Raw genomic sequence first — 22,437 nt, forward strand, 5'->3', positions numbered from 1 at the left:
ATAGATATATTTAATTAGATAACTAACAATTACAATATTCTTTATACTATAATTTAAAGACAAGTATTATACAGTATTTAGTTCTATTCAATTTAAGAGCATAGTACAAATTTTTTATAATACAAAAAAATAATATACAAAAGTATACATTAATACGATGTTTTAATATAAAATTAATTGTATATATTAATTTTGAAAGTTTAGAACGTAAAGGAGGAAACTCTATGAATATTGATAAAATAATAGATGAATATAAGGAAGAAATAATAAAATCAACTCAGTACATAATACAAATACCAAGTGTGGAAGAGAAACCTGAAAAAGGAAAGCCATTTGGAGATAAAGTAGATAAAGCTTTAAAATACGCTTTGAATCTATGTGAAGGATTTGGGTTTAAAGTGGAAAACTTTGATGGATATGCAGGACATGCAGAAATAGGAAATGGAGAGGAAACTGTAGGGATACTTGTTCATTTAGATGTTGTTCCAGAAGGTGATGGGTGGACATATCCTCCATATGGAGGGGAAATATACGATGGAAAAATATATGGAAGAGGAGCTATTGATGATAAAGGACCAGCAATATCTATAATATATGCAATGAAAGCCATAAAAGAGTTAGAGATTCCAATAAATAAAAAAATAAGAGTAATATTTGGGACAAATGAGGAAACAAGATGGGAAGATATGGATTACTATTTTAAAAAGAATAAGGCTCCAAATATAGGATTCACTCCAGACGCAGACTTTCCTGCTATATATGGAGAAATGGGAATATTAGATTTTGAGATTATAAAAAATATAGAGAATAAAGAATATGAAAATATAAATATAGAGAAGTTACAGGGTGGAAATAGACCTAATATGGTTCCAGATAATTGTGAAGCTGTTCTAAAAGTTAAGGAGAATTACAAAGAATCTTTAATTAATAAATTAAATAAATATATAAAGAATAGTAACTCTAAATTTGAATTAGTAGATGATAAAAATGTTATAACTATAAAATCAAGAGGAATTTCTGCACATGGAAGTACACCTCAATCTGGTAAAAATGCTATTTCACAGCTAATGGTCCTATTAGATCAAATTGTGAATGAGGATAATGATATTTGTAAATTTATAAAATTCTATAAAGAAAAAATAGGTATAAACTATAATGGAGAAAATATTGGATGTGGTTTTGAGGATGATTTATCAGGAAAACTTGTGTTTAATGTTGGAACAATTGAATATAGAGAAGACAAAGTAATAACTACGGTAAATGTAAGATATCCAATAACATATAATGTTGATGATGTATACAATGGTATTAAAAAGGAATTAGAAAGTATAGATGCTAAAATAATAGAAAAAGGCCATATGAGACCAATATACATATCCAAAGACCATGAGCTAATACAAAAGTTAATGAAAGTATATAGAGATGAAACTGGAGATGTTGAAACAGAGCCTATAACAATTGGTGGTGGAACATATGCAAGAGCTATGGATAATGCAGTTGCATTTGGACCATTATTTCCAGGGCAAAAGGAATTAGCTCATCAAAAAGATGAATATATTGAAATAGAGCATTTAATAAAAATTACTAAAATCTATACTAAGGCATTATATGAATTAACAAGGTAAAAGAATGTAGTAAAATAATATTATAAAAAATTAAGTGATAAATATGTTGACAAAACACTAACACTTAAATATAATGTATAGATGAGAACTTTAGAATTGGTTCGATTACATTGTTTATACAACAAAGTAGAAGTTATCCGCTTCTCACCTTATGGTAATAGGGCTTATAAGGTTAATATTATTGTATTGAATAGCTGATATGGTTATTAAGTTCGTATGGCTATGCCTTATTATATTGTACAATGAAGCGGATAGTATTTTATACTATTCGCTTTTTAAATTGTAATGATATATAAAAATATCCAGGAGGTGTCTTATTATTAAAGAACTTCAAATTAACGAAGAGATTAGAGACAAAGAGGTAAGGCTAATTGATGCTGATGGAGAACAATTAGGAATAGTGCCAGGAAGAAAAGCTCAGGAATTAGCTGAAGAGAAGAGACTAGACTTAGTTAAAATAGCTCCTAATGCAAAACCACCAGTTTGCAAAATAATGGACTATGGAAAATATAAATATGAATTAACTAAAAAAGAAAAAGAAGCTAAGAAGAAACAAAAAGTTATAAATGTTAAAGAAATAAGACTAACACCTAGTATAGAGGAAAACGACATAAAAGTTAAAGCTAAAAGAGCTATAGATTTCTTAAAAAATGGTGACAAAGTTAAAGTTACTGTTAGATTTAGAGGAAGAGAACTTGGACACGCAGAAGTTGGAAAACAAGTCCTTGGAAAATTCGCAAACCTGACTTCAGAATATGGAGTTATTGATAAACAACCAAAATTAGAAGGAAGAAATATGGTTATGTTTTTAAATCCAAAAAACTCATAACCGGGAGGGAGGAACTATCATGCCAAAAATGAAAACTCACAGAGGAGCAGCAAAAAGATTTAAAAAGACTGGTACAGGAAAGTTAAAAAGATATAAAGCTTACAAAAGTCACTTAACAGGGAAAAAATCAGCTAAAAGAGTTAGAAACTTAAGAAAAGCAAGCTTAGTAAGCAGTGGAGATGAAAAGAGAATTAGTACACTATTACCATACTAGTATACAGATAGAGGAGGAAGATTGTAATGGCAAGAGTTAAAAAATCTTTAAATGCAAGAAAAAAACATAGAAAAGTATTGAAGCTTGCTAAAGGTTACTATGGAGCAAAAAGTAAATTATATAGACCAGCTAATCAAGCTGTAATGAAATCATTAAATTATGCATATGTTGGAAGAAAGTTAAGAAAAAGAGATTTCAGAAGACTATGGATAACAAGAATCAATGCAGCAGCTAGATTAAATGGTATGTCATATAGTACATTCATAAATGGACTTAAAAAAGCTAATATAGAAATAAACAGAAAAATGTTAGCAGAAATGGGTATACATGATCCACAAGGATTTGCTAAATTAGTAGAAATTTCAAAAAACGCGTAAAATAAAAGTTCCTGTTAAGGAACTTTTATTTTTATGTATAAAAAACATTATATGTTATAAAAATGATTGATATAGGTATTTTTTAAAGCTTTTTGCCAGAAGAATAAAGTAGTATAATATATAGATAAAAATTCAATATAATATCTAAAATATAGGAGATGGTAATCATACTTATGAAAGAGAAGATTCGTCGACTAATGTTAAAGCCTGCAAGAGTTCTAGTATTAGGGATTGCAGGTATCATATTAATTGGAGCTTTTTTACTTAATTTACCCATGGCTTCAAATGATGGACAGAGTATAGGCTTTATAAATTCTTTATTTACAGCTACATCCGCTGTAAGTGTAACTGGACTTGTAGTAGTTAATACTGCTGAACATTGGACTTTATTTGGAAAAGTAGTTATAATACTACTCATTCAAGCTGGTGGACTAGGATTTATGACATTAGCTACTTTAATTGCATTTGCTTTAGGAAAGAGAATATCACTTAAAGAAAGACTTATAATGCAAGAACAGCTAAATCAGTTTTCATTATCTGGTATAGTCAAATTAACTAGATATGTTATTATCTCTACTCTTATTATTGAAGGAATTGGAGCTTTATTATTATCTACAAGGTTTATACCTATATACGGACTTAAAAAAGGCATATGGTTTTCAATATTTCATGCTATATCTGCTTTTTGTAATGCTGGATTTGATATTATAGGAAATAGTATAGTACCCTTTGTAGGAGACCCTATTATAAACCTTACTATTTGTGGACTTATAATATTAGGAGGACTTGGATATACTGTATACATTGATTTAACAAGAAATAGAAGCATAAAGAAATCTACGCTTCATACTAAAGTGGTTTTATTAATAACAACATTATTAATCGTAATTCCATTTTTATTTATTTTTATAGTTGAATATAATAATCCGAAGACTTTACAAAGTTTATCTGATGGTGAAAAGGTTCTAGCATCATTCTTTCAAGCGGTTGTACCTAGAACAGCAGGATTTAACAGTATAGATGTTAGTGGAATGACAAGTGCTTCTATATTTTTAGTTATAATTATGATGTTTATAGGTGGATCTCCAAGCTCTACGGCTGGAGGAATTAAAACAACAACATTTGGAGTCATAATTTTAAGTGTAATTTCTGTACTTAAAGGAAATCAGGATGTAGAAGTATATAAAAAAAGAATACCGAATACACTTATATTTAGAGCTTTAGCTGTTATGAGTGTAGGATTACTTTTGGTAGTATCTGTTACAATGGCATTGACTTTAACTGAAAATAAACCTTTTTTAGATTTGTTATATGAAGTTACTTCAGCTTTTGCTACAGTTGGACTTACAAGAGGAGTAACTCCTGATCTTTCATTGATAGGAAAAATACTAATAATACTGACTATGTTTACTGGTAAAGTAGGGCCACTTACATTGGCTTTTGCACTTGCAAGCAGACAAAAAGAGTGTAAAGGTAAATATAGATATCCAGAAGGAAAAATTATGATAGGGTAGGAAGGTGAGTTTGTTGAAAGAGTTTGTTGTTATAGGCTGTGGTAGATTTGGAGAGAGTGTAGCTAAAAACTTGTATAAACAAGGCTATGATGTTATGGCTATTGATAAGGATGAAGAAATAATAAAGGAAATATCTGAGTTTGTAACACATGCTGTTCAAGCAGATGCTATTGACGAAAATACATTAAAATCAATAGGAATAAGAAACTTTGATGTTGCAATTGTAAGTATAGGATCTGATGTTCAAGCTTCTATAATGGCTACACTAATAGTTAAAGAACTTGGTGTTAAAACTGTAGTAGCCAAGGCTCAGAATGATGTTCATGCAAAAGTCTTATACAAAATAGGAGCAGATAGAGTTATATTTCCTGAGAGAGATATGGGGATAAGGGTTGCTCATAATTTAGTCTCAACTAATATATTAGATTTCATTGAATTATCACCTGACTATAGTGTTATTGAAATTGAAGCTTTACCAGAGTGGGAAGGAAAAGCTCTTAAAGATCTAAAACTTCCTAATAAATATGGAATAAACATTATGGCTATAAAACATGAGAATAATATAAATATATCGCCTTACGCTGATGATATAGTAAAAAAAGGTGACATACTGATAGTTATAGGACATACTGAAGGATTAAGAAAATTAGAACATCATGATATATAGACTAGAGGTGTAAAATGTCGTTACAAATAACTAGCTCGTCTAACCATATAATAAAGACTTTAAAATTACTTCATAAAAAAAGAGGAAGACAAAAGGAAAAAAGTTTTTTTATAGAAGGAATAAGGTCTGTTGAACAAAGTATAGTGTCTAATGCTGATATAAAATATATAGTATATTCAGACATGCTATTTGATACAAAGGGTGGAAAAGAGTTACTAGAAAAAATACAAACATTAGGATACGATATTTATTATATAACTGATAAATTATTTAGGGAGATTTCTGATACTGAGCATCCTCAAGGAATATTATCAGTGCTAAGTTTTAAATTTTACAAATTAGAAGAAGTATTGTTAAAAGAAAAAAACTTTCTAGTGTTATTAGACAGAGTACAAGATCCAGGAAATATGGGAACTATAATAAGAACCTGTGATGCTTTTGGAGCAAATGGAATAATAGTTTCTAATGGTTGTGTAGATATTTATAATCCTAAAACAGTGAGATCAACTATGGGATCAATTTTTCAAGTTCCTATAATTGAGTATGAAGATATAAAAGACGCTATATACGATCTTAAATCTAAAAATATAGACATAATATCTACTACTCTTCAATCTAGCGATTATTGTTATAATACAGACTTTAATAAGAATTTTGCTTTAGTCATTGGAAATGAAGCTTCGGGAATATCAGATTTTATTGTAGAAGCATCGAGTTCATTGGTGAAAATACCTATGCTAGGGAATGCAGAATCTTTAAATGCAGCTATAGCTTCGGCGATTATTATGTATGAAGTTGTCAGACAAAGGCAAAATATAGTGAATGGTAAATAAATTTGCGACATTGTTGTATTTCACTGGCCTTCATGGTATAATTTAATTGAATATCCTTGAAGGGGTGTAAGGGAATGATTAATGCTAAATTCTTTTGGCAGTTATTTGAAAAAACGGGGTCTATTGATGCTTATTTAGCATATAAAAGATTAAACTTAAGCTGAATACAACTTAATATATAAAAGTGATGATAGAGCTAAGTATGTATTTAATGAAGCCTATAGAGAAGAAATGTCGTGGCTGAAAGCATTTCTAGGTGGATAATTACAGAATTCTCTCTTGAACTGCTAAGTTGAAATAATAGTAGACTTAAGCCGGCTATGTCGTTAATCTAAATAAGTAGTTTAGTAATTTTGCTAAGCTATTAGGGTGGTACCACGGAGAACTTTCGTCCCTTATGGAGCGAAGGTTCTTTTTTGTTTTATAATATTTAGGGAGATGTTGAATTTGATATACTTAGTTTGCTTTATAATGTTTTTCATAGCGTTTTTTATAGTTAATTTTGCAATGTATAAGATTAAGTCTAAGCAAGATAATGGTAATAAATCTAAAAAGAATGATTCTATGTTTAAAAGACGATCTAATAAAAGATGTAAGAAAAGTAAAAAAGATAAAACTAAATATAACGATAATGGAGTAAAAAAAGTTTTAAAAAACACTTTGATTACAAGTGTTATATATATATTAATGCTATACATCTTAATAAATATTGTAGGAATAAGAAGTTAGAAAGGAGTATATTTAATGAAAGATAATTTGATAAATATAAAAGAAAAAGCATTGTTAGAGATAAAAGATGTTAATGACTTGCAAGCTTTAGATCAAATAAGAGTTAAATATTTAGGAAAGAAGGGAGAACTTACACAAGTTCTTAGAGGTATGGGAGGCCTTTCAAAGGAAGAAAGACCCGTTGTTGGACAGATAGCTAATGAAGTTAGAGAAGCTATAGAGATAAACATAGAAGCTAGTAAAAATGAACTAAAAAATAAAGAGAAAAAAGCTAGACTTGAGCTAGAAAAAATAGATATAACTATGCCAGGTAAAGATATAAAAGTAGGACATAGACATCCACTTATAACTGTAATGGAAGAACTCGAAAATGCATTTATGAGTATGGGATTCGATATAGTTCAGGGACCAGAAGTTGAAACTGTATATAATAATTTCGATGCTTTAAATTCTCCTGAAAATCATCCTTCTAGAGATGAATCAGATACTTTCTATATTACAGATGATATACTATTAAGAACTCAAACTTCTCCAGTACAAATAAGAACTATGAAACAGAGTAAACCGCCAATAAGAATAGTTTCAGCAGGTAGGACTTTTAGATTTGATGACGTTGATGATACTCACTCACCTATGTTTCATCAGTTAGAAGGACTTGTAGTTGATAAAAATGTTACTTTTGCTAATCTTAAAGATACTATAGATATGTTTATTAAAAAGATATTTGGAAGTGAAATGAAAACTAGAATTAGACCACATTATTTTCCATTTACAGAACCAAGTGCAGAGGTAGATGTAACTTGCTTTAAATGCATGGGAAAGGGTTGCGATTCTTGTAGTGGAACTGGATGGAGTATGGAACTTCTAGGATGTGGAATGGTTCATCCAAACGTATTAAGAAATTGTGGAATAGATCCTAATGAATATAGTGGATTTGCATTTGGAATTGGAATAGATAGAATTGCTATGGTTAAATATGGAATTAATAATATAAGACTTTTATTTGAAAATGATATGAGATTTTTAAATCAGTTTTAATAGATATGATAGTAGATAATAAGGAGGATAAATATGTTAGTACCTGTTAAATGGCTTAAAGAATATGTAGACTTTGAAATAGATACTAAGGAATTAGCTGATAAACTTACTATATCTGGGTCTCATGTAGATTCTATAGATAATATAAATAAAGGTGTAGAAAACGTAGTAGTAGGAAAGATACTTAAAATTGAGAAACATCCTGATGCTGATAAGTTAGTTATAACTACTATAGATGTAGGTAGTGAACAATTACAGATAGTAACTGGAGCTAATAATATAAAAGAAGGTGATGTTGTACCTGTTGCTATGGTGGGAGCAAAACTACCTGGTGGAATAAAAATAAAGAAGGGTAAGCTCAGAGGAGTTGAATCTTTTGGAATGCTATGTTCTGCTGATGAACTAGGAATACCTGATAGTGTAGTTCCAAAAGAACTCAAAGATGGAATATATATATTAGATCAAGATTATGAACTAGGAAAAGATATTAAAGAAGTATTAGGACTGTATGGGGAAATTATAGATTTTGAAATAACACCTAACCGTCCAGATTGTTTAAGTATTATAGGTATGGCTAGAGAAACAGCTGCTACTCTTGGGGTAGATATTAAATATCCTAAAATAGAAATAAAGAATGAAGAAGAAGATATAAATAACTTTGTAAATGGAGTAGAAGTTTTAGATAGTGACTTATGTAATAGATACTATGTTAGAGTAGCTAAAGATGTAGTTATAAAAACTTCACCATATTGGATGCAAAGAAGACTTATGGAAGCAGGAGTAAGACCTATAAATAACATAGTTGATATAACTAACTATGTAATGCTAGAACTAGGTCAGCCATTACATGCTTTTGATTTAGAAAGTCTAAATGGAAAAAAAATAATAGTAAGAAAGGCCAATGAAGGTGAAAAATTAGTTACTCTTGATGGGGTAGAAAGAAACTTAGATGAATCTATGTTAGTTATAGCTGATGATAAAGAGCCTATAGCAATTGCAGGAGTTATGGGAGGTTTGGATAGTGAAGTTACATCTGATACTAAAACTATCTTAATAGAATCAGCTAACTTTAATGGAAGAAGTGTCAGACTTACATCTAAAAAAGTAGGATTAAGAACAGAGGCTTCATCTAAATTTGAAAAAAATATAGATTCAAATTTAGTAGAAATAGCATGTGACAGAGTTTGTCAGCTAATAGAAGAAACGAACTCAGGTAAAATAGTAGGTGGATATGTAGATATATATAATGATAAAAAAGAAGAAAAAATTATAGAATTATCATTAGATAAAGTTACTAGATTATTAGGAATATCAATAGAAGTTAATAATGTACTAGACATACTAAACAGTTTAGAGTTAAAATCAGAATATAAAGATGGTAAAATAATAACAAGAGTACCTTCGTTTAGAAGTGACTTAGAAATAGAAGCTGATTTAGTAGAAGAAATTGGAAGGATATATGGATTTGATAAAATAAATCCAGAGCCTTTAATAGGTACATTAACTAAAGGTTCTAAGTCATACTCAAGAAGCACTGAGGACATTGCTAAAAGTTTCTTAACAGGATTAGGATTAAATGAAATTATGACTTATTCTTTCATAAGTCCAAAATCATATGATAAAATAAAATTAGCACCAGATAGTTTTAAAAGAAAATGTGTTGAAATAAGAAATCCTTTAGGTGAAGATTATAGTGTTATGAGGAGCACATTAATATCAAATACAATTGATGTTTTGTCTAGAAATTATAAACATGGTGTTGAAAAAGCTTGGACATATGAAATAGGAAATATATTTGTACCTAGACAGCTTCCAATTAAAGATTTACCTTATGAAATAAGAACTCTTTGTATAGGTATGTATGGAGAAAGTGACTTCTATACTTTAAAAGGAGTTATAGAAAATCTTTTAGATAAATTAGGAATAAACGATTATGAATATGTAAGAGAAGAAAATAATGATACATTTCATCCAGGAAGAACAGCTAATATAGTTAAAGATAATCATCTTATAGGAACATTAGGAGAAATTCATCCAGATGTTATAGAGAACTATGGAATGAAGGAAAGATGTTATATAGCAGAAATAGACTTTGAACTTATAGTATCTTTATCTAATTTAGAGAGAAAGTATAGTCCTTTACCAAAATATCCAGCAGTTACAAGAGATATAGCATTAGTAGTAGATAAGGATATATTGGTAAGAGAAATAGAGAAAATTATAAAAGAAAATGGTAAAGGATTAGTAGAGGATGTAAAATTATTTGATGTTTATATGGGAAGTCAAATAGAAGAGGGTAAAAAGAGTATAGCTTACTCCATAGTATATAGATCTAAAGAAAAAACACTTACAGATGAAGAAGTTGTAAAAGTACATGATAATATATTAAAACAATTAGAAGAAAAACTACATGCTGCTTTAAGAAGTTAAGAGTAGGAATCTACTCTTAACTTTTTATTTAAAAATATATAATAAATATATAAGTGAAAATTGACCTAATATGTTGATACAATGTAGATAATTACCAATACATTTAAGCAGGAAAAAGATAACTAAAGAAGAATATAAATATTTAGCTATATCTTAAAGGAGAGGATATACTATGACAGATAAGAAAAAAGTTGTAGTAAAAATTAATGGACAAGATTTTATTGTAGTTAGTACTGAAAGTGAAGAATATGTATTAGAAATTGCTACTTATGTAGATGAAAATATAAAAGATATATTAGAAAAAAATAGCAAATTGAGTAATACTATGGCTTCTGTGTTAGCAGCTTTTAATATAGCAGATAGATATTACAAAAAATATAGTGAATTAGAAGCATTAAGAGAAAACGTAACGGAACCACTTAATGAACTGGAAGGATTAAAAGAAGAATTAGAAGAAAATAAAAACAAAATGGAATTATTAAAATCTGAGTGTAATTCATACAAAGATGAATTATTACAATCAAAACGAGAATTAGAACAACTTAATAAGAAAATAAAAAAATATGAACAATCTTTATCTATAAATGAAGAAGAACTTGGTAACAATCAAAAAATTATAAGTGACTTACAAAACAAATTATTTGAAAATCAAGTAGAGCTTGTTCAAGTAAAAAAAGAATTAGAAGAAGCATTAAAAATGATAGATAAATAATTTAAGAATAAAAATAGCCTACCTTAGAAAAAATATATTTGAGAATGTTTTTCGGAGGTAGGTTATGCATAATCATTTAGTTCAGGACCCGATATATATAATAAGAGCATTTGGAGCATATTTCATAGCAATGATTATAGTTAGAATTATGGGAAAAAGATCTATAGGAGAATTGGGACCTTTTGACTTTGTTCTTATGGCCAGTATAGGAGATATACTTGCATTTATAGTTTTAGAGAAAAAAGTTCCTTTTCATGATGGTGTCTTAGTCCTAATTACACTTGGAATTTTAGAAGTAGGACTTTCTAAGCTAACCTTAAAAAGTAGGAAAATGGCTAAAATTATAGAAGGAGGACCTACATATCTAATCAGAGATGGTAAAGTAATAGAAGAAAATCTAAATAAAGAAAATATAAGTAAGGATGATATTACAAAAGAATTAAGAAAGCATGGAATATCAAATATTTGTGAAGTAAAGGAAGGTATTATCGAGTCTTGTGGAAAATTTACTGTTATACTAAAGGAAGAGGAAGAACCTATTAAAAGAAAAGATATAGAAATATTTGGCGAAGGTGAAAGTTCAAAATATTTAGATCGAAGATTTTCACAAATGGGAAAAGAAATAGATAGATTGAATGAATCGATTAATAATCTTATAATAGAAATTAGAAATATAAAAAATAAAGAGTAGAATTCTACTCTTTATTTTTTACTAAAGAAAATATTTTTATAAATATAAGGAGAAATTTTTATGTTAAATAAAGTGGAATTACTTTCACCAGTAGGAAGTATTGAAGCACTGTATGCTGCAGTTGAAAATGGAGCTGATGCTGTTTATTTAGGCGGAAAGTTGTTTAATGCGAGACAATATGCTTCTAATTTTGACTATGAAGAACTAGAAGAGGCTATAAAATATGCTCATATAAGAAATGTAAAGATTTACGTGACTTTAAACATAATGCTTAGTGATGAAGAAATTAAAGAAGCTATAGATTATCTTATATTTTTATATAATATAGATGTTGACGCTATAATCATTCAAGATCTAGGATTAGCAATGCTTGTAAGAAACATACTGCCTGACTTAGAAATACACGGAAGTACGCAAATGAGTATAAATAACCACATGGGAGTTAAATTTCTTGAAGAATTGGGATTTGAAAGGGTAGTCTTAGCTAGAGAATTAAATCTAAAAGAAACTAGATATATAAAAGAAAATACAAATGTAGAATTGGAGACCTTTATACATGGAGCTTTATGTGTTTGTTATTCAGGTCAATGCCTAATGAGTAGTATGATAGGCGGTAGAAGTGGAAATAGAGGAACCTGTGCTCAAACTTGTAGAATGAAATACTCCATAGTGGATTCAAATACAAACAAAGTATTCGCTAAAGACTTTGAAGAAAAACACATCTTAAGTCCAAAGGATTTAAATACTGTTGAATACTTAAATGATATAGTAGATTCTGGTGTTGATTCGTTAAAGATAGAAGGAAGAATGAAAAAACCAGAATATGTTGCTATTGTTATAGATAAATATAGAAAAGCTTTAGATGATGTATTAAATAAAAGAACTAAATCTATAAAAGATAAAGATCAAAAAGATATGGCACAAATGTTTAATCGTGGATTTACAAAAGGATATATTAAAGACGATTTTGGAGAAGACTATGTTTCAATTGACAAACCTAATAATAGAGGAATATATATAGGAGACGTTATTAAGATAGATAAGAAATATATACATGTAAAGTTAAAAGAAAATTTAAACAAAGGTGATGGAATAGAATTTATAAATAGAAATAGTACAAGTGAAGGAATTATAGTTGATAAACTTATATTGGCAGATAATATAGTAGATCATTGTGAAAAAGGAAATGTAGTTAAAGTAAAGTTTGTTAAAGGTGTTTTAAACAATGCTAAAGTACACAAGACATATGATATAAAACTAAATCAATTGGCTAGAGAAAGTTTTGAAAATAAAAAAAATAAGAAGATGTTTCCTATAGATATGGATATAAAAATAAATATAGGGAAACCAATTGAGTTAAAAGTTAGCGATGGGAATAGACTAATAACTGTTATTAGCGATGAATTAGTAGAACGAGCTATGAAAGTTAGTCTAAAAAAAGAAAAAGTGGAAAATCAGATGTCAAAGTTAGGAGATACTCCATATATACTAAAAAATATAAAAATAGATTTAGAAGATGGAGCAATGGTACCTATAAGTGTCTTAAATAAAGTAAGAAGAATAGCAATAGAGAAACTAGATGAAAAAAGAAGTAATTTTAATAATAGAATGGAGATAAGAAAAGAGGACTTAAATGACAGAATAAATCAAGTTTACGACTTTCCTTTAAATAATATAAGAAAAACTAGACAAATTAGTGTGAAAATAGATACCTTAAATCAATTTAAACAATTAAATTTAAATAAATTAGACAGAATATATTTAAATTTTAGAGAAAATCTGTTAGATTGTATAAAAGAGGTTAAAAAGTATAATAAGCAGGTATATATATCTACTGAAAAAATAATATCTAATATGGAATTTGCAAATTTAAAAAATGATTTTGATAAAATAATAACTGAGATAGATGGTATAAGTGTATCAAATATAGGAACACTTAAGTTCATAAAAGATAATTATAAAACTAATATACACTGTGATATTGGATTAAATATATTTAACTCTCTTAATGCAAAATTACTATATCAAAATAAAGTTAGTAGTTTAACTTTATCTCCAGAGTTAAAGCTTAATCAAATATCAAAAATATGCAAAAACAACTTTATGGAATACGAAAGCATAGTTTATGGGTATTTACCACTTATGACTATGAAATATTGTCCAATGTCTCTAATTAAAAAATGTAAATCAAGTAAAGACTGTTCTTCATGTAATTTTAAAGAAAATTATGGTTTGTATGATAGAAAAGGGATGACATTTGAATTTAAAAGAAAAGAAGAAACAACTACTATATATAATAGTCAGTCTCTCATGGTTATAGATTATTTAGATAAAATATATTCTAGTAACGTAAATCTAGGAAGACTTGACTTTACTTTAGAAAAAGATAATATAAACGAAATTCAAAGTATGTATTATGATTTTGCAAACAATAAAGTAGATATAAAAGAAGTAGAAAAATTTGTTGATTACTTTAAATTAAATAAAGGAATTACAAAAGGTCATTATTTTAGAGGGATATTATAGAAGATATTATATATTTTTAAAAAGACGTAAAACAAGGAGGGTTTAGTATGAAGGAAAAGACCCTAAGGGTATTAGAATATAACAAAATAATAGATATATTATCTCAAAAAGCAGAATCATCTTTGGGAAAAGACATAGCATTAAGATTAACTCCAAGTTCTGACTTTAATGAAGTTAAGACTTTACAAGAAGAAACTGATGAGGCTTTAAGAATATTATTAAAAAGAGGAGCACCACCTTTAGGTGGAATTCATGATATACTTCAAGAAATAAAACGAGTGGAAATTGGAGCTATATTATCACCTGGTGGACTACTTAAAGTAGCAGATACTTTAAGAGCAGCTAGAAATTTAAAAAACTTTATGAAATCGGATAAAGAAAATGAGATATCAGAGTTTGTAATATTATTAGGACTAATAGAAGAGCTAAATAGTTATAGACAATTAGAGGATGATATATTTAATGCTATTATAAGTGAAGAAGAAATTTCTGATAATGCAAGTCCCACACTAAGAAATATCAGAAAACAGATCCAAATGAAAAATGACTCTATAAGAGGTAGATTAAATTCAATAATAAATTCTTCTACACATAGAAAGTATTTACAAGATGCCCTTATAACTATAAGAGAAGGAAGATTTGTTGTACCAGTAAAACAAGAATATAGAGCTGAATTTAAAGGACTAGTACATGATCAATCTTCAAGCGGGGCGACTCTTTTTATAGAGCCTATGGAAATAGTAAATTTAAATAATGAATTAAAAGAATTAAAGTTAAAAGAAAAAGCAGAAATTGAGAGAATATTAACAGAGCTTACACAACAAGTATCATGTGAGTCAGAAGGTATAAAATCAAATCAAGATATTCTTGCTCATATAGACTTTATATTTGCAAAAGGAAAGTTTTCATTAGATATAAAGGGAATAAAGCCAGAGTTAAATAGCAATGGATATATAAACATAAAAAAAGGTAGGCATCCGTTGCTAGATATAAATGATGTGGTACCTACGGATTTTTACTTAGGTGATGAGTTCAATACATTGGTTATTACAGGACCGAATACAGGTGGAAAAACTGTTACATTAAAAACTATAGGATTACTTACATTAATGACACAATCAGGACTTCAAATACCTGCAGACTATGGTAGTGAAATGGCGGTATTTAAAAATGTATTTGCTGATATTGGAGATGAACAAAGTATAGAACAAAGTTTAAGTACATTTTCATCTCATATGACTAATATAGTAGATATGCTTAATAGTGTAGAAGATAACTCACTAATACTATTTGATGAATTAGGAGCAGGAACTGATCCTACAGAAGGTGCAGCTCTTGCTATGTCTATATTAGATTATCTTCATGAAAGAAATATAAGAACTGTAGCTACAACTCATTATAGTGAACTGAAAGTATATGCTCTTACTAAAGATGGTATAGAAAACGCTTCAGTAGAATTTAATGTAGAAACTTTGAGTCCAACGTATAGACTTTTAATAGGAGTACCAGGAAAATCAAACGCTTTTGAAATATCAAAGAGACTAGGTCTTCAAGACTTCATAATAAATAGTGCCAAAGAACTTATATCTAAGGAAAATATAGATTTTGAAGATGTACTTGCTAGTTTAGAAAAAGATAGAAGAGAAACTGAAATTAATAGAGAAGAGACAGAAAGACTTAAAAAAGAAATACAAGAATTAAAAGAAGAACTTGATAGAAAGAAAGAAAAAATAGATATTAGTAAAGACCGAATTATAAAAGAAGCTAAAAAAGAAGCAAAAGATATACTATTAGAGGCTAAAGAAGAATCTGAAAGAATCATAAATGATTTAAGAGATTTATCTATTGAAATTGAAAAAGAAAAGAATAAAAAGCTACAAGAAGCAAAAGATAAGCTAAAAAGTAAGCTAGATAATATAGAAGGAGATTTAGCTGAAAAAATATTGTCTCAAAAAAGTTCAAAGCCTTTATCAAATGTAAAAATTGGTGAAGATGTTAAGATACTTTCATTAAATCAAACAGGTACTGTTTTAGCTCCACCAGATGAGTCAGGAAATGTATTGGTTCAGGTAGGTGTTATGAAAATAACGGTTCCATTAAATACTATAGAAATAAGTAAGAAAGAAAGTAAAAAAGAAACTAAGGTTTCTGCTAAAGCTGTAATTAAAGATAAATCTAAAAACATTAAAAATGAGCTAGATTTTAGAGGAAAAAATCTAGAAGAGGCTATGTTAGATGTTGATAAATATTTAGATGATGCATATATTGCAGGACTTAAAACTGTACAATTGATACATGGAAAAGGTACTGGGATACTAAGAGAAGGAATAGGACAACTTCTAAAAAAACATAAACATGTTAAATCATATAGACTAGGTAACTATAGAGAAGGAGGAACAGGAGTTACCATAGTAGAAATGAAATAACTAATGCAAGGAGAAAAATAAAATGTATTTAATAAGTGCATGCTTAGCAGGGGTTAATTGTAGATATAATGGAGATAATAATTTAAATGAAAAAATATTGAAGTTGGTTAAAGACAAAAAAGCTATTCTAGTTTGCCCTGAACAGTTAGGAGGACTTTCTACTCCTAGACCTCCTAGTGAGATGGTGAAAGATTCTGAAGGTCAAATAAAAATCTTAACCAACGAAGGAGAAGACGTAACTAAGTATTTTGTAAAAGGTGCAGAGGAAACCTTAAATATAGCTAAAATGATGGATATAAAAGTAGCTATATTAAAAGCAAGAAGTCCATCTTGTGGTTATGGCAAAATATATGATGGAACATTTAGTGGAAAGCTAAAAAATGGAGTTGGAGTTACATCTAGTCTTCTTTTAAAAAATGGAATAAAAATATATACAGAAGAGGATATAGAAAAAGAAAGCTCTATACTAGATTGTTGATAAAAAAATTTCAATATGATATAATAACGAATCGTTAAATATAAGTTAAATTCAATGAAGGGAAGAGTAAGATATACAATTGTTAAAGCGAGTCGGGAATGGTGTAAGCCTGATACACGTGTGTATCTGAAAAGAGACCTAGAGAAGCTATCTGAAAGTAAAAAGTAAGACTTGACGTATTCCTACGTTACAGGATAGAGTGGATATACATATATGCTATGTATATCAATTAGAGTGGCAACACGGGAAATTTATCTCGTCTCTTTCATAGAGACGAGATTTTTTATTGTACTTATTTTAGTTTTTTAGATAACTATATTAAAAGAAAAAATTATAAAAAAACAAAAAAAGATAATAGATAGTATAAAAGTAGGAGGTATATAAAATGATTGATTTTAAAAATGAAATCTCGATATTAATTAGTAGTGAGGTAGAGGGACTAAATGTAGAAGAAATAGAAAGTCTTATTGAAGTACCACCAAACTATGATTTAGGAGATTATGCACTACCATGTTTCAGATTTGCAAAGATATTTAGAAAGTCACCTAATATAATTGCAGAAGAATTAGCAGAAAACTTAAAAGGAAATAAATATTTTAGCAAGATTGAAAATGTAGGAGGATATATAAACTTCTTTGTAAATAAAGAGATTCTTGCAAAGACAGTATTAGAAGAGGTATTAAATCAAAAAGAAAAGTTTGGATCTAAAAATATTGGTGAAGGAAAGAATGTAGTTATAGACTATTCATCACCAAACATTGCTAAGCCATTTCATGTAGGACATTTACGTTCAACAGTTATAGGAAAGTCTTTATATAATATATATAATTTCTTAGGATACAATTCTATAGGTATAAATCACTTAGGTGACTGGGGAACACAATTTGGAAAAATGATATGTGCATATAAAAAATGGGGAAATAAAGAAGAAATAGAAAGAGAACCAATAAAGACACTTCAAGGCTTATATGTGAAGTTTCATGAAGAATGTGAAAAGGAACCGTCATTAGAAGATGAAGGAAGAATGTGGTTTAAAAAGTTAGAAGATGGAGATGAGGAAGCAAAAAAGATTTGGAAGTGGTTTGTTGAATTAAGTCTAGAAGAATTTGAGAGAATTTATAAATTATTAAAAGTTGACTTTGACTATTATACAGGTGAGAGTTTTTATGAAGATAAAATGGACAGAGTAGTTGATATGATAAAAGAAAAAAATATACTAAAAGAAAGTAAAGGCGCTTATATAGTTGATTTAGAAGACTATAATATGCCACCTTGTCTTATTATAAAAAGTGATGGAACTACAATATATGCTACAAGAGATATAACTGCTGCCATATACAGAAAAGACACATTCGATTTTGCAAAGGCAATCTATATTACAGACTATGCTCAAAACTTACATTTTGCACAATGGTTTAAGGTTATAGAATTAATGGGATATGATTGGGCTAAAAATTTAGAGCATGTTCCTTTTGGTAGAGTAAGTACTGAAGAAGGTAAATTACAGACTAGAAAAGGAAATGTAATCCTATTAGATGAATTATTAGAAAGAGCAATTGAAAAGGTAAAATTAGTTATAGAAGAAAAGAATCCAGGATTAGAAAATAAAGAAGAAGTCGCTAAAATGGTAGGTATTGGTGCAGTAATCTTTAACGATTTAAGTAATAATAAAATAAAAGATATAGTATTTAACTGGGATAGAATGTTAAGCTTTGAAGGAGAAACAGGTCCATATGTACAGTATACTCATGCAAGAGCAAATAGTGTTTTAAGAAAAGCACAATATGATGTAACTTCAGATATAGATTATTCTTTACTTACAAATGATGTGGCAATAAATGTGATAAGATTATTACAAAGCTTTTCCAATGCTGTAGTTTCAGCGATGGAAAAAAATGAACCATCATTTATAGCTAGACATATAATCGACTTAGCACAAGCTTTCAATAGATTTTATCATGAATGTCCTATAATAGTTGAAGATGAAAAGACACAAAAAGCTAGACTAAGTATAGTATATTCGGTTGTAACTGTTTTAAAAACAGGGCTAGGGCTATTAGGAATAGAAGCTCCTGAAAAAATGTAGAAAAAGGTTGAAATGGTTTTATATATTTACAAAAATGAAAAAATATAGTATAATATAATTGGATTTGTCGAAATGCACTAAAATATAAACAACGATATATACAAGGATATAAAAATAATTAATATCCCCCCTGTAATACTGAATAGCATCGCTAAAAATGGCGATGCTATCTTTATTTGTAAAAAAGCAATAAAAAGTGAAGTACTAACATAGATTATTAAGACTAAAAAAGTGTAAATAATATAAAGTAAGGAGGTAGATATTTTGAAAACAAGCAAAATAGGTAGAATAACATTGGCAATAACACTTATATTCTTAGGAATAGTATTGCTACTTAAAAACTTTATTAAAATAGATATATTTAATGTACTTTCTATAATGTGGCCTTGTATAATAATATTATTTGGACTAGAAATTATCATAACTAAATTAGTTTATGAAAGAAAGGAAATAGATGTAAAAACTAAGATAGATGTTATAAGTGTGATTATACTATCGATGGTTGTTTTTATATTAGCTATAACATCATTTGTAAGAACAATTTATTTAGACGAGATAGGATCTTCTGATTTTAAATCATTCGTAAAGAGGGTAACCAGAACGAACTACAAATATAGTCAAGATATTGAGGATACATTTACTATAAGTTCAGAAGGAAAGAATGAATTGAAAGTTGATGATTACTATGGAGATGTATCCATTGTAAAGGGTGAGGGAAACGAAGTTAAAGTAGAGGCTAAAATAACATATAAATATGATGACAATAAATATGGACAAAAAACTGTTAAGGATTTTCTTAAAGTAAGAGAAAATGGTGATTCTATAGAGATAAATACTAGCGATGTTAAAGATTATTTTAATAGATTATCATCTGATGTTTTTATAGAGAAAATGGAGTATAGAGTGACTTTACCAAACAATTTATTATTAGATTTAGATCAAAAATATGGAAAAACTAATTTAGAGAATATTGAGAAACCTATAGATGTAGATAGTAATTATTCAAACATGACATTAAAAAATATAACTGGAAAATTGGATATAGAATCAGGATACTCTGATATATCTATTGATTCTGTAAATGGTGATGTCGAGATTGAAGATAAATATAGTGAAATTGATATAAAAAATGTATCTGGAAACTTAAAAGCAGATAAAAAGTATGGAGATATGAGTTTAGAAAAAATAAATAATAACTTAGATATAGTAAGTGAATACGCAAATATAGATATAAAAGAATCAAATAAATCAGTTTATATAAAATCTAAATATGGTGATATAAAATATATGGTAGCAAATCCTATACAAGAAAAATTAGAGATATATAGTCAATATGGAGATACTGATATATCTATTCCAGCTAATCAAGAAGGTAACTTTAATATAATAAATGAACATGGTGAGATAGAAAATCAGTTGGGATTAAAAGTAGAAGATAAAATGAATAAACAAATAGTAAGACAGACAAAAGGTTCGGGAGAAGTAAGAATCAATATAAATACTAAAAATGAGAATGTAAGACTTAACTCTAATTAAAGACCAACTATTAGGGTGGTGTTAAGATTTGAATGAAGAACAAATTATTAAAGAAATTCAAAATGGTAACTATTCAGAATTCTCCCAAATAGTTGACTTATATAAAAATAAGGTTTTTGGAATGGCTTATAAATTTACAAATGATTATGATGAGGCACAAGATTTATCACAAGAAGTTTTTTTGAAAATATATAAACAAATAAAAAACTTTAGATTCGAAAGTAAGTTATCAACTTGGATATATAGAATATGTATGAATACTTGTATAGATTGGAAAAGAAAAAAAGAAAAAATAAAAAGTATAAACTTTTCTAATATGACAAGTGAAGAAAATAAAGATCAACAAATTGAAATAAAAGATGAATCATTATTACCAGAAGATAAAATTGTAGCTAATGAAAAGAGTCAGGAAATTCATAACTTAATTTATAGTCTACCTGACAAATATAAAACAGTAATAACAATGTATCATTTTAATGAAATGTCATATGAAGATATAGCTGAGGTATTAAACGTACCACAACGAACCATAGAAACAAGGCTTTATAGAGCAAGAAGAATCTTAAAAGAAAAACTTTCAAAGACTGTTGTTAGGGGTGAACCTAAATGGAATGCAGAGAAGTAATAGAGAATATGGATGAATACATTGAAAAAAGACTCACAGATATAGAGGCTCATAATATAAAGAAACATATAGATAAGTGTCAGCCATGTAAAAAAGAGTATATAGAGATGAAGAATGTTTTTGATATTATTTCAGATTGTAGTAACATTCAAGCACCTTTAAATTTTACTGATAGAGTTATGAATAATATTAAAAGTTATGAAACAAGTAAAAAGATAAAACAACTAGCTTTAAGTAGATGGGGAACAAGTCTTGTAGCAGCAGGAATTTTATTAATGATTCTTAACTTTACTCAATACAGTCCTAGTAAGATTATGGAAAGCATGTATGAAAGTGCAACTGAAATAAATAAGATAGTTGTAAATCCATTTAGTAAAATATCTGATAAATTTAAAATCATATCCAATTTAAATATATGGAATAAATAGAAAGGAGAGACGTACATGAATAATATGGAAAATGGCTATAATTCATATGGAAGCTCAAGAGTTAGTAAGTTTTGGGTTACTATTTTTTCATTTATACCTGGAGCTGGTCATATGTATCTAGGATTAATGAAAAAAGGCTTACAGTTTATGGTTTTGTTTTTTGGAGTTTTGGCAATAGGAAGTGTTTTAAATACTGAAAGTGCAGCATTTATTATTAGTAGCATAGTTTGGTTCTACTCATTCTTTGATTGTTATCACTCTAGAAAGAAAGTTGAAAGAGGAGAAGAAATTACTGAAGAGGATTTATTTATAGAAACTAGTCTTTACAAATTGAACCCTAAACATATTGGAGCAGGTCTTGTTATATTAGGAGGTATACTATTATTTCAAAGAATAATAGATAAATTAATACAATTACAATTAATAAGTATAGATATATATGTTATAAGATCATTCCTAGCACCACTAGTATTAATAGGATTAGGATTATATATACTTAAAAAAACAAAAATAAAAGAAAATTAAAAACTACTTTAAAAGTTAGGTTAATGTTGCATTGCCTAGCTTTTTTTATGCTATAATGTATAGACTATTTTTTAAAATATGCAAACTTTGATATACTAAAATAAACTGCTATAAAACTTACTTTGAAGTAAATTTTATAAAAAATCAT

At 28.1% G+C, this 22,437-nt stretch carries 21 protein-coding genes and 2 other annotated features; all 21 genes read left to right on the forward strand.

Annotation, left to right across the window (positions count from 1 at the left end; genetic code table 11):
- Window positions 1-224 precede the first annotated feature (224 nt).
- The 21 genes from pepV to CLPU_RS13585 all read left to right on the forward strand — a co-directional run bounded on the left by pepV (window position 225) and on the right by CLPU_RS13585 (window position 22,289).
- Window positions 225-1,625 carry a dipeptidase PepV gene (gene pepV, locus CLPU_RS13490; RefSeq protein ID WP_050356196.1) on the forward strand — a complete coding sequence of 467 codons (1,401 nt, stop codon included), beginning with the start codon at window positions 225-227 and terminating at the stop codon, window positions 1,623-1,625.
- Between the two features lie 292 nt (window positions 1,626-1,917).
- Entirely contained in the window at window positions 1,918-2,454 is a 537-nt protein-coding gene (gene infC / locus CLPU_RS13495) for a translation initiation factor IF-3 (RefSeq protein WP_050356197.1), read from the forward strand.
- A gap of 19 nt (window positions 2,455-2,473) precedes the next feature.
- Window positions 2,474-2,668 (forward strand): 50S ribosomal protein L35, encoded by a 195-nt coding sequence (gene rpmI / locus CLPU_RS13500; RefSeq protein ID WP_050356198.1) that lies wholly within the window; start codon window positions 2,474-2,476, stop codon window positions 2,666-2,668.
- A gap of 26 nt (window positions 2,669-2,694) precedes the next feature.
- Window positions 2,695-3,045 carry a 50S ribosomal protein L20 gene (gene rplT / locus CLPU_RS13505; protein ID WP_050356199.1) on the forward strand — a complete coding sequence of 117 codons (351 nt, stop codon included), beginning with the start codon at window positions 2,695-2,697 and terminating at the stop codon, window positions 3,043-3,045.
- Between the two features lie 173 nt (window positions 3,046-3,218).
- Window positions 3,219-4,559 carry a TrkH family potassium uptake protein gene (locus CLPU_RS13510; RefSeq protein ID WP_235436184.1) on the forward strand — a complete coding sequence of 447 codons (1,341 nt, stop codon included), beginning with the start codon at window positions 3,219-3,221 and terminating at the stop codon, window positions 4,557-4,559.
- A 10-nt stretch (window positions 4,560-4,569) separates the two neighbouring features.
- A complete protein-coding gene (locus CLPU_RS13515) occupies window positions 4,570-5,226 on the forward strand; it encodes a potassium channel family protein (protein ID WP_050356200.1) in 657 nt (218 codons plus the stop codon).
- Window positions 5,227-5,240: 14 nt separating this feature from the next.
- Window positions 5,241-6,059 carry a TrmH family RNA methyltransferase gene (locus CLPU_RS13520; RefSeq protein ID WP_050356201.1) on the forward strand — a complete coding sequence of 273 codons (819 nt, stop codon included), beginning with the start codon at window positions 5,241-5,243 and terminating at the stop codon, window positions 6,057-6,059.
- 74 nt (window positions 6,060-6,133) lie between these two features.
- Entirely contained in the window at window positions 6,134-6,223 is a 90-nt protein-coding gene (locus CLPU_RS18295; RefSeq protein ID WP_115840416.1) for a YqzL family protein, read from the forward strand.
- 14 nt (window positions 6,224-6,237) lie between these two features.
- Window positions 6,238-6,458: a binding site (T-box leader), on the forward strand.
- A gap of 48 nt (window positions 6,459-6,506) precedes the next feature.
- The gene (locus CLPU_RS13525) at window positions 6,507-6,788 is read left to right on the forward strand and encodes a hypothetical protein (protein ID WP_050356202.1); all 282 of its coding nucleotides are present in this window, start codon (window positions 6,507-6,509) and stop codon (window positions 6,786-6,788) included.
- 15 nt (window positions 6,789-6,803) lie between these two features.
- A complete protein-coding gene (gene pheS, locus CLPU_RS13530; RefSeq protein ID WP_050356203.1) occupies window positions 6,804-7,826 on the forward strand; it encodes a phenylalanine--tRNA ligase subunit alpha in 1,023 nt (340 codons plus the stop codon).
- A 33-nt stretch (window positions 7,827-7,859) separates the two neighbouring features.
- Window positions 7,860-10,256 (forward strand): phenylalanine--tRNA ligase subunit beta, encoded by a 2,397-nt coding sequence (gene pheT / locus CLPU_RS13535; RefSeq protein ID WP_050356204.1) that lies wholly within the window; start codon window positions 7,860-7,862, stop codon window positions 10,254-10,256.
- A 172-nt stretch (window positions 10,257-10,428) separates the two neighbouring features.
- Window positions 10,429-10,968 (forward strand): cell division protein ZapA, encoded by a 540-nt coding sequence (locus CLPU_RS13540; protein ID WP_050356205.1) that lies wholly within the window; start codon window positions 10,429-10,431, stop codon window positions 10,966-10,968.
- 64 nt (window positions 10,969-11,032) lie between these two features.
- A complete protein-coding gene (locus CLPU_RS13545) occupies window positions 11,033-11,659 on the forward strand; it encodes a DUF421 domain-containing protein (protein ID WP_050356206.1) in 627 nt (208 codons plus the stop codon).
- 60 nt (window positions 11,660-11,719) lie between these two features.
- On the forward strand, window positions 11,720-14,185 hold the full coding sequence (locus CLPU_RS13550; protein WP_050356207.1) for a U32 family peptidase: 2,466 nt from the start codon (window positions 11,720-11,722) through the stop codon (window positions 14,183-14,185).
- A 47-nt stretch (window positions 14,186-14,232) separates the two neighbouring features.
- Window positions 14,233-16,611: an endonuclease MutS2 gene (locus CLPU_RS13555; RefSeq protein WP_050356208.1), complete on the forward strand. Its 2,379-nt coding sequence runs from the start codon at window positions 14,233-14,235 to the stop codon at window positions 16,609-16,611.
- A 22-nt stretch (window positions 16,612-16,633) separates the two neighbouring features.
- Window positions 16,634-17,089, forward strand: coding sequence for a 2-thiouracil desulfurase family protein (locus CLPU_RS13560; protein WP_050356209.1), 456 nt, complete (start codon window positions 16,634-16,636; stop codon window positions 17,087-17,089).
- Window positions 17,090-17,134: 45 nt separating this feature from the next.
- Window positions 17,135-17,356, forward strand: a binding site (T-box leader).
- A gap of 118 nt (window positions 17,357-17,474) precedes the next feature.
- On the forward strand, window positions 17,475-19,175 hold the full coding sequence (gene argS, locus CLPU_RS13565; protein WP_050356210.1) for an arginine--tRNA ligase: 1,701 nt from the start codon (window positions 17,475-17,477) through the stop codon (window positions 19,173-19,175).
- Between the two features lie 264 nt (window positions 19,176-19,439).
- Entirely contained in the window at window positions 19,440-20,711 is a 1,272-nt protein-coding gene (locus CLPU_RS13570; protein ID WP_050356211.1) for a DUF4097 family beta strand repeat-containing protein, read from the forward strand.
- Between the two features lie 28 nt (window positions 20,712-20,739).
- Window positions 20,740-21,336, forward strand: a complete 597-nt coding sequence (locus CLPU_RS13575; RefSeq protein ID WP_050356212.1) for an RNA polymerase sigma factor — start codon at window positions 20,740-20,742, stop codon at window positions 21,334-21,336.
- A complete protein-coding gene (locus tag CLPU_RS13580; RefSeq protein ID WP_050356213.1) occupies window positions 21,318-21,764 on the forward strand; it encodes an anti-sigma factor family protein in 447 nt (148 codons plus the stop codon). The genes CLPU_RS13575 and CLPU_RS13580 overlap by 19 nt, the downstream gene beginning before the upstream one ends.
- Window positions 21,765-21,779: 15 nt before the next feature.
- Window positions 21,780-22,289: a hypothetical protein gene (locus CLPU_RS13585; RefSeq protein WP_050356214.1), complete on the forward strand. Its 510-nt coding sequence runs from the start codon at window positions 21,780-21,782 to the stop codon at window positions 22,287-22,289.
- Window positions 22,290-22,437: the final 148 nt, after the last annotated feature.

Origin of the sequence: Gottschalkia purinilytica (genome assembly GCF_001190785.1) — a bacterium.
GTDB classification, from domain to species: Bacteria; Bacillota; Clostridia; order Tissierellales; family Gottschalkiaceae; genus Gottschalkia_A; species Gottschalkia_A purinilytica.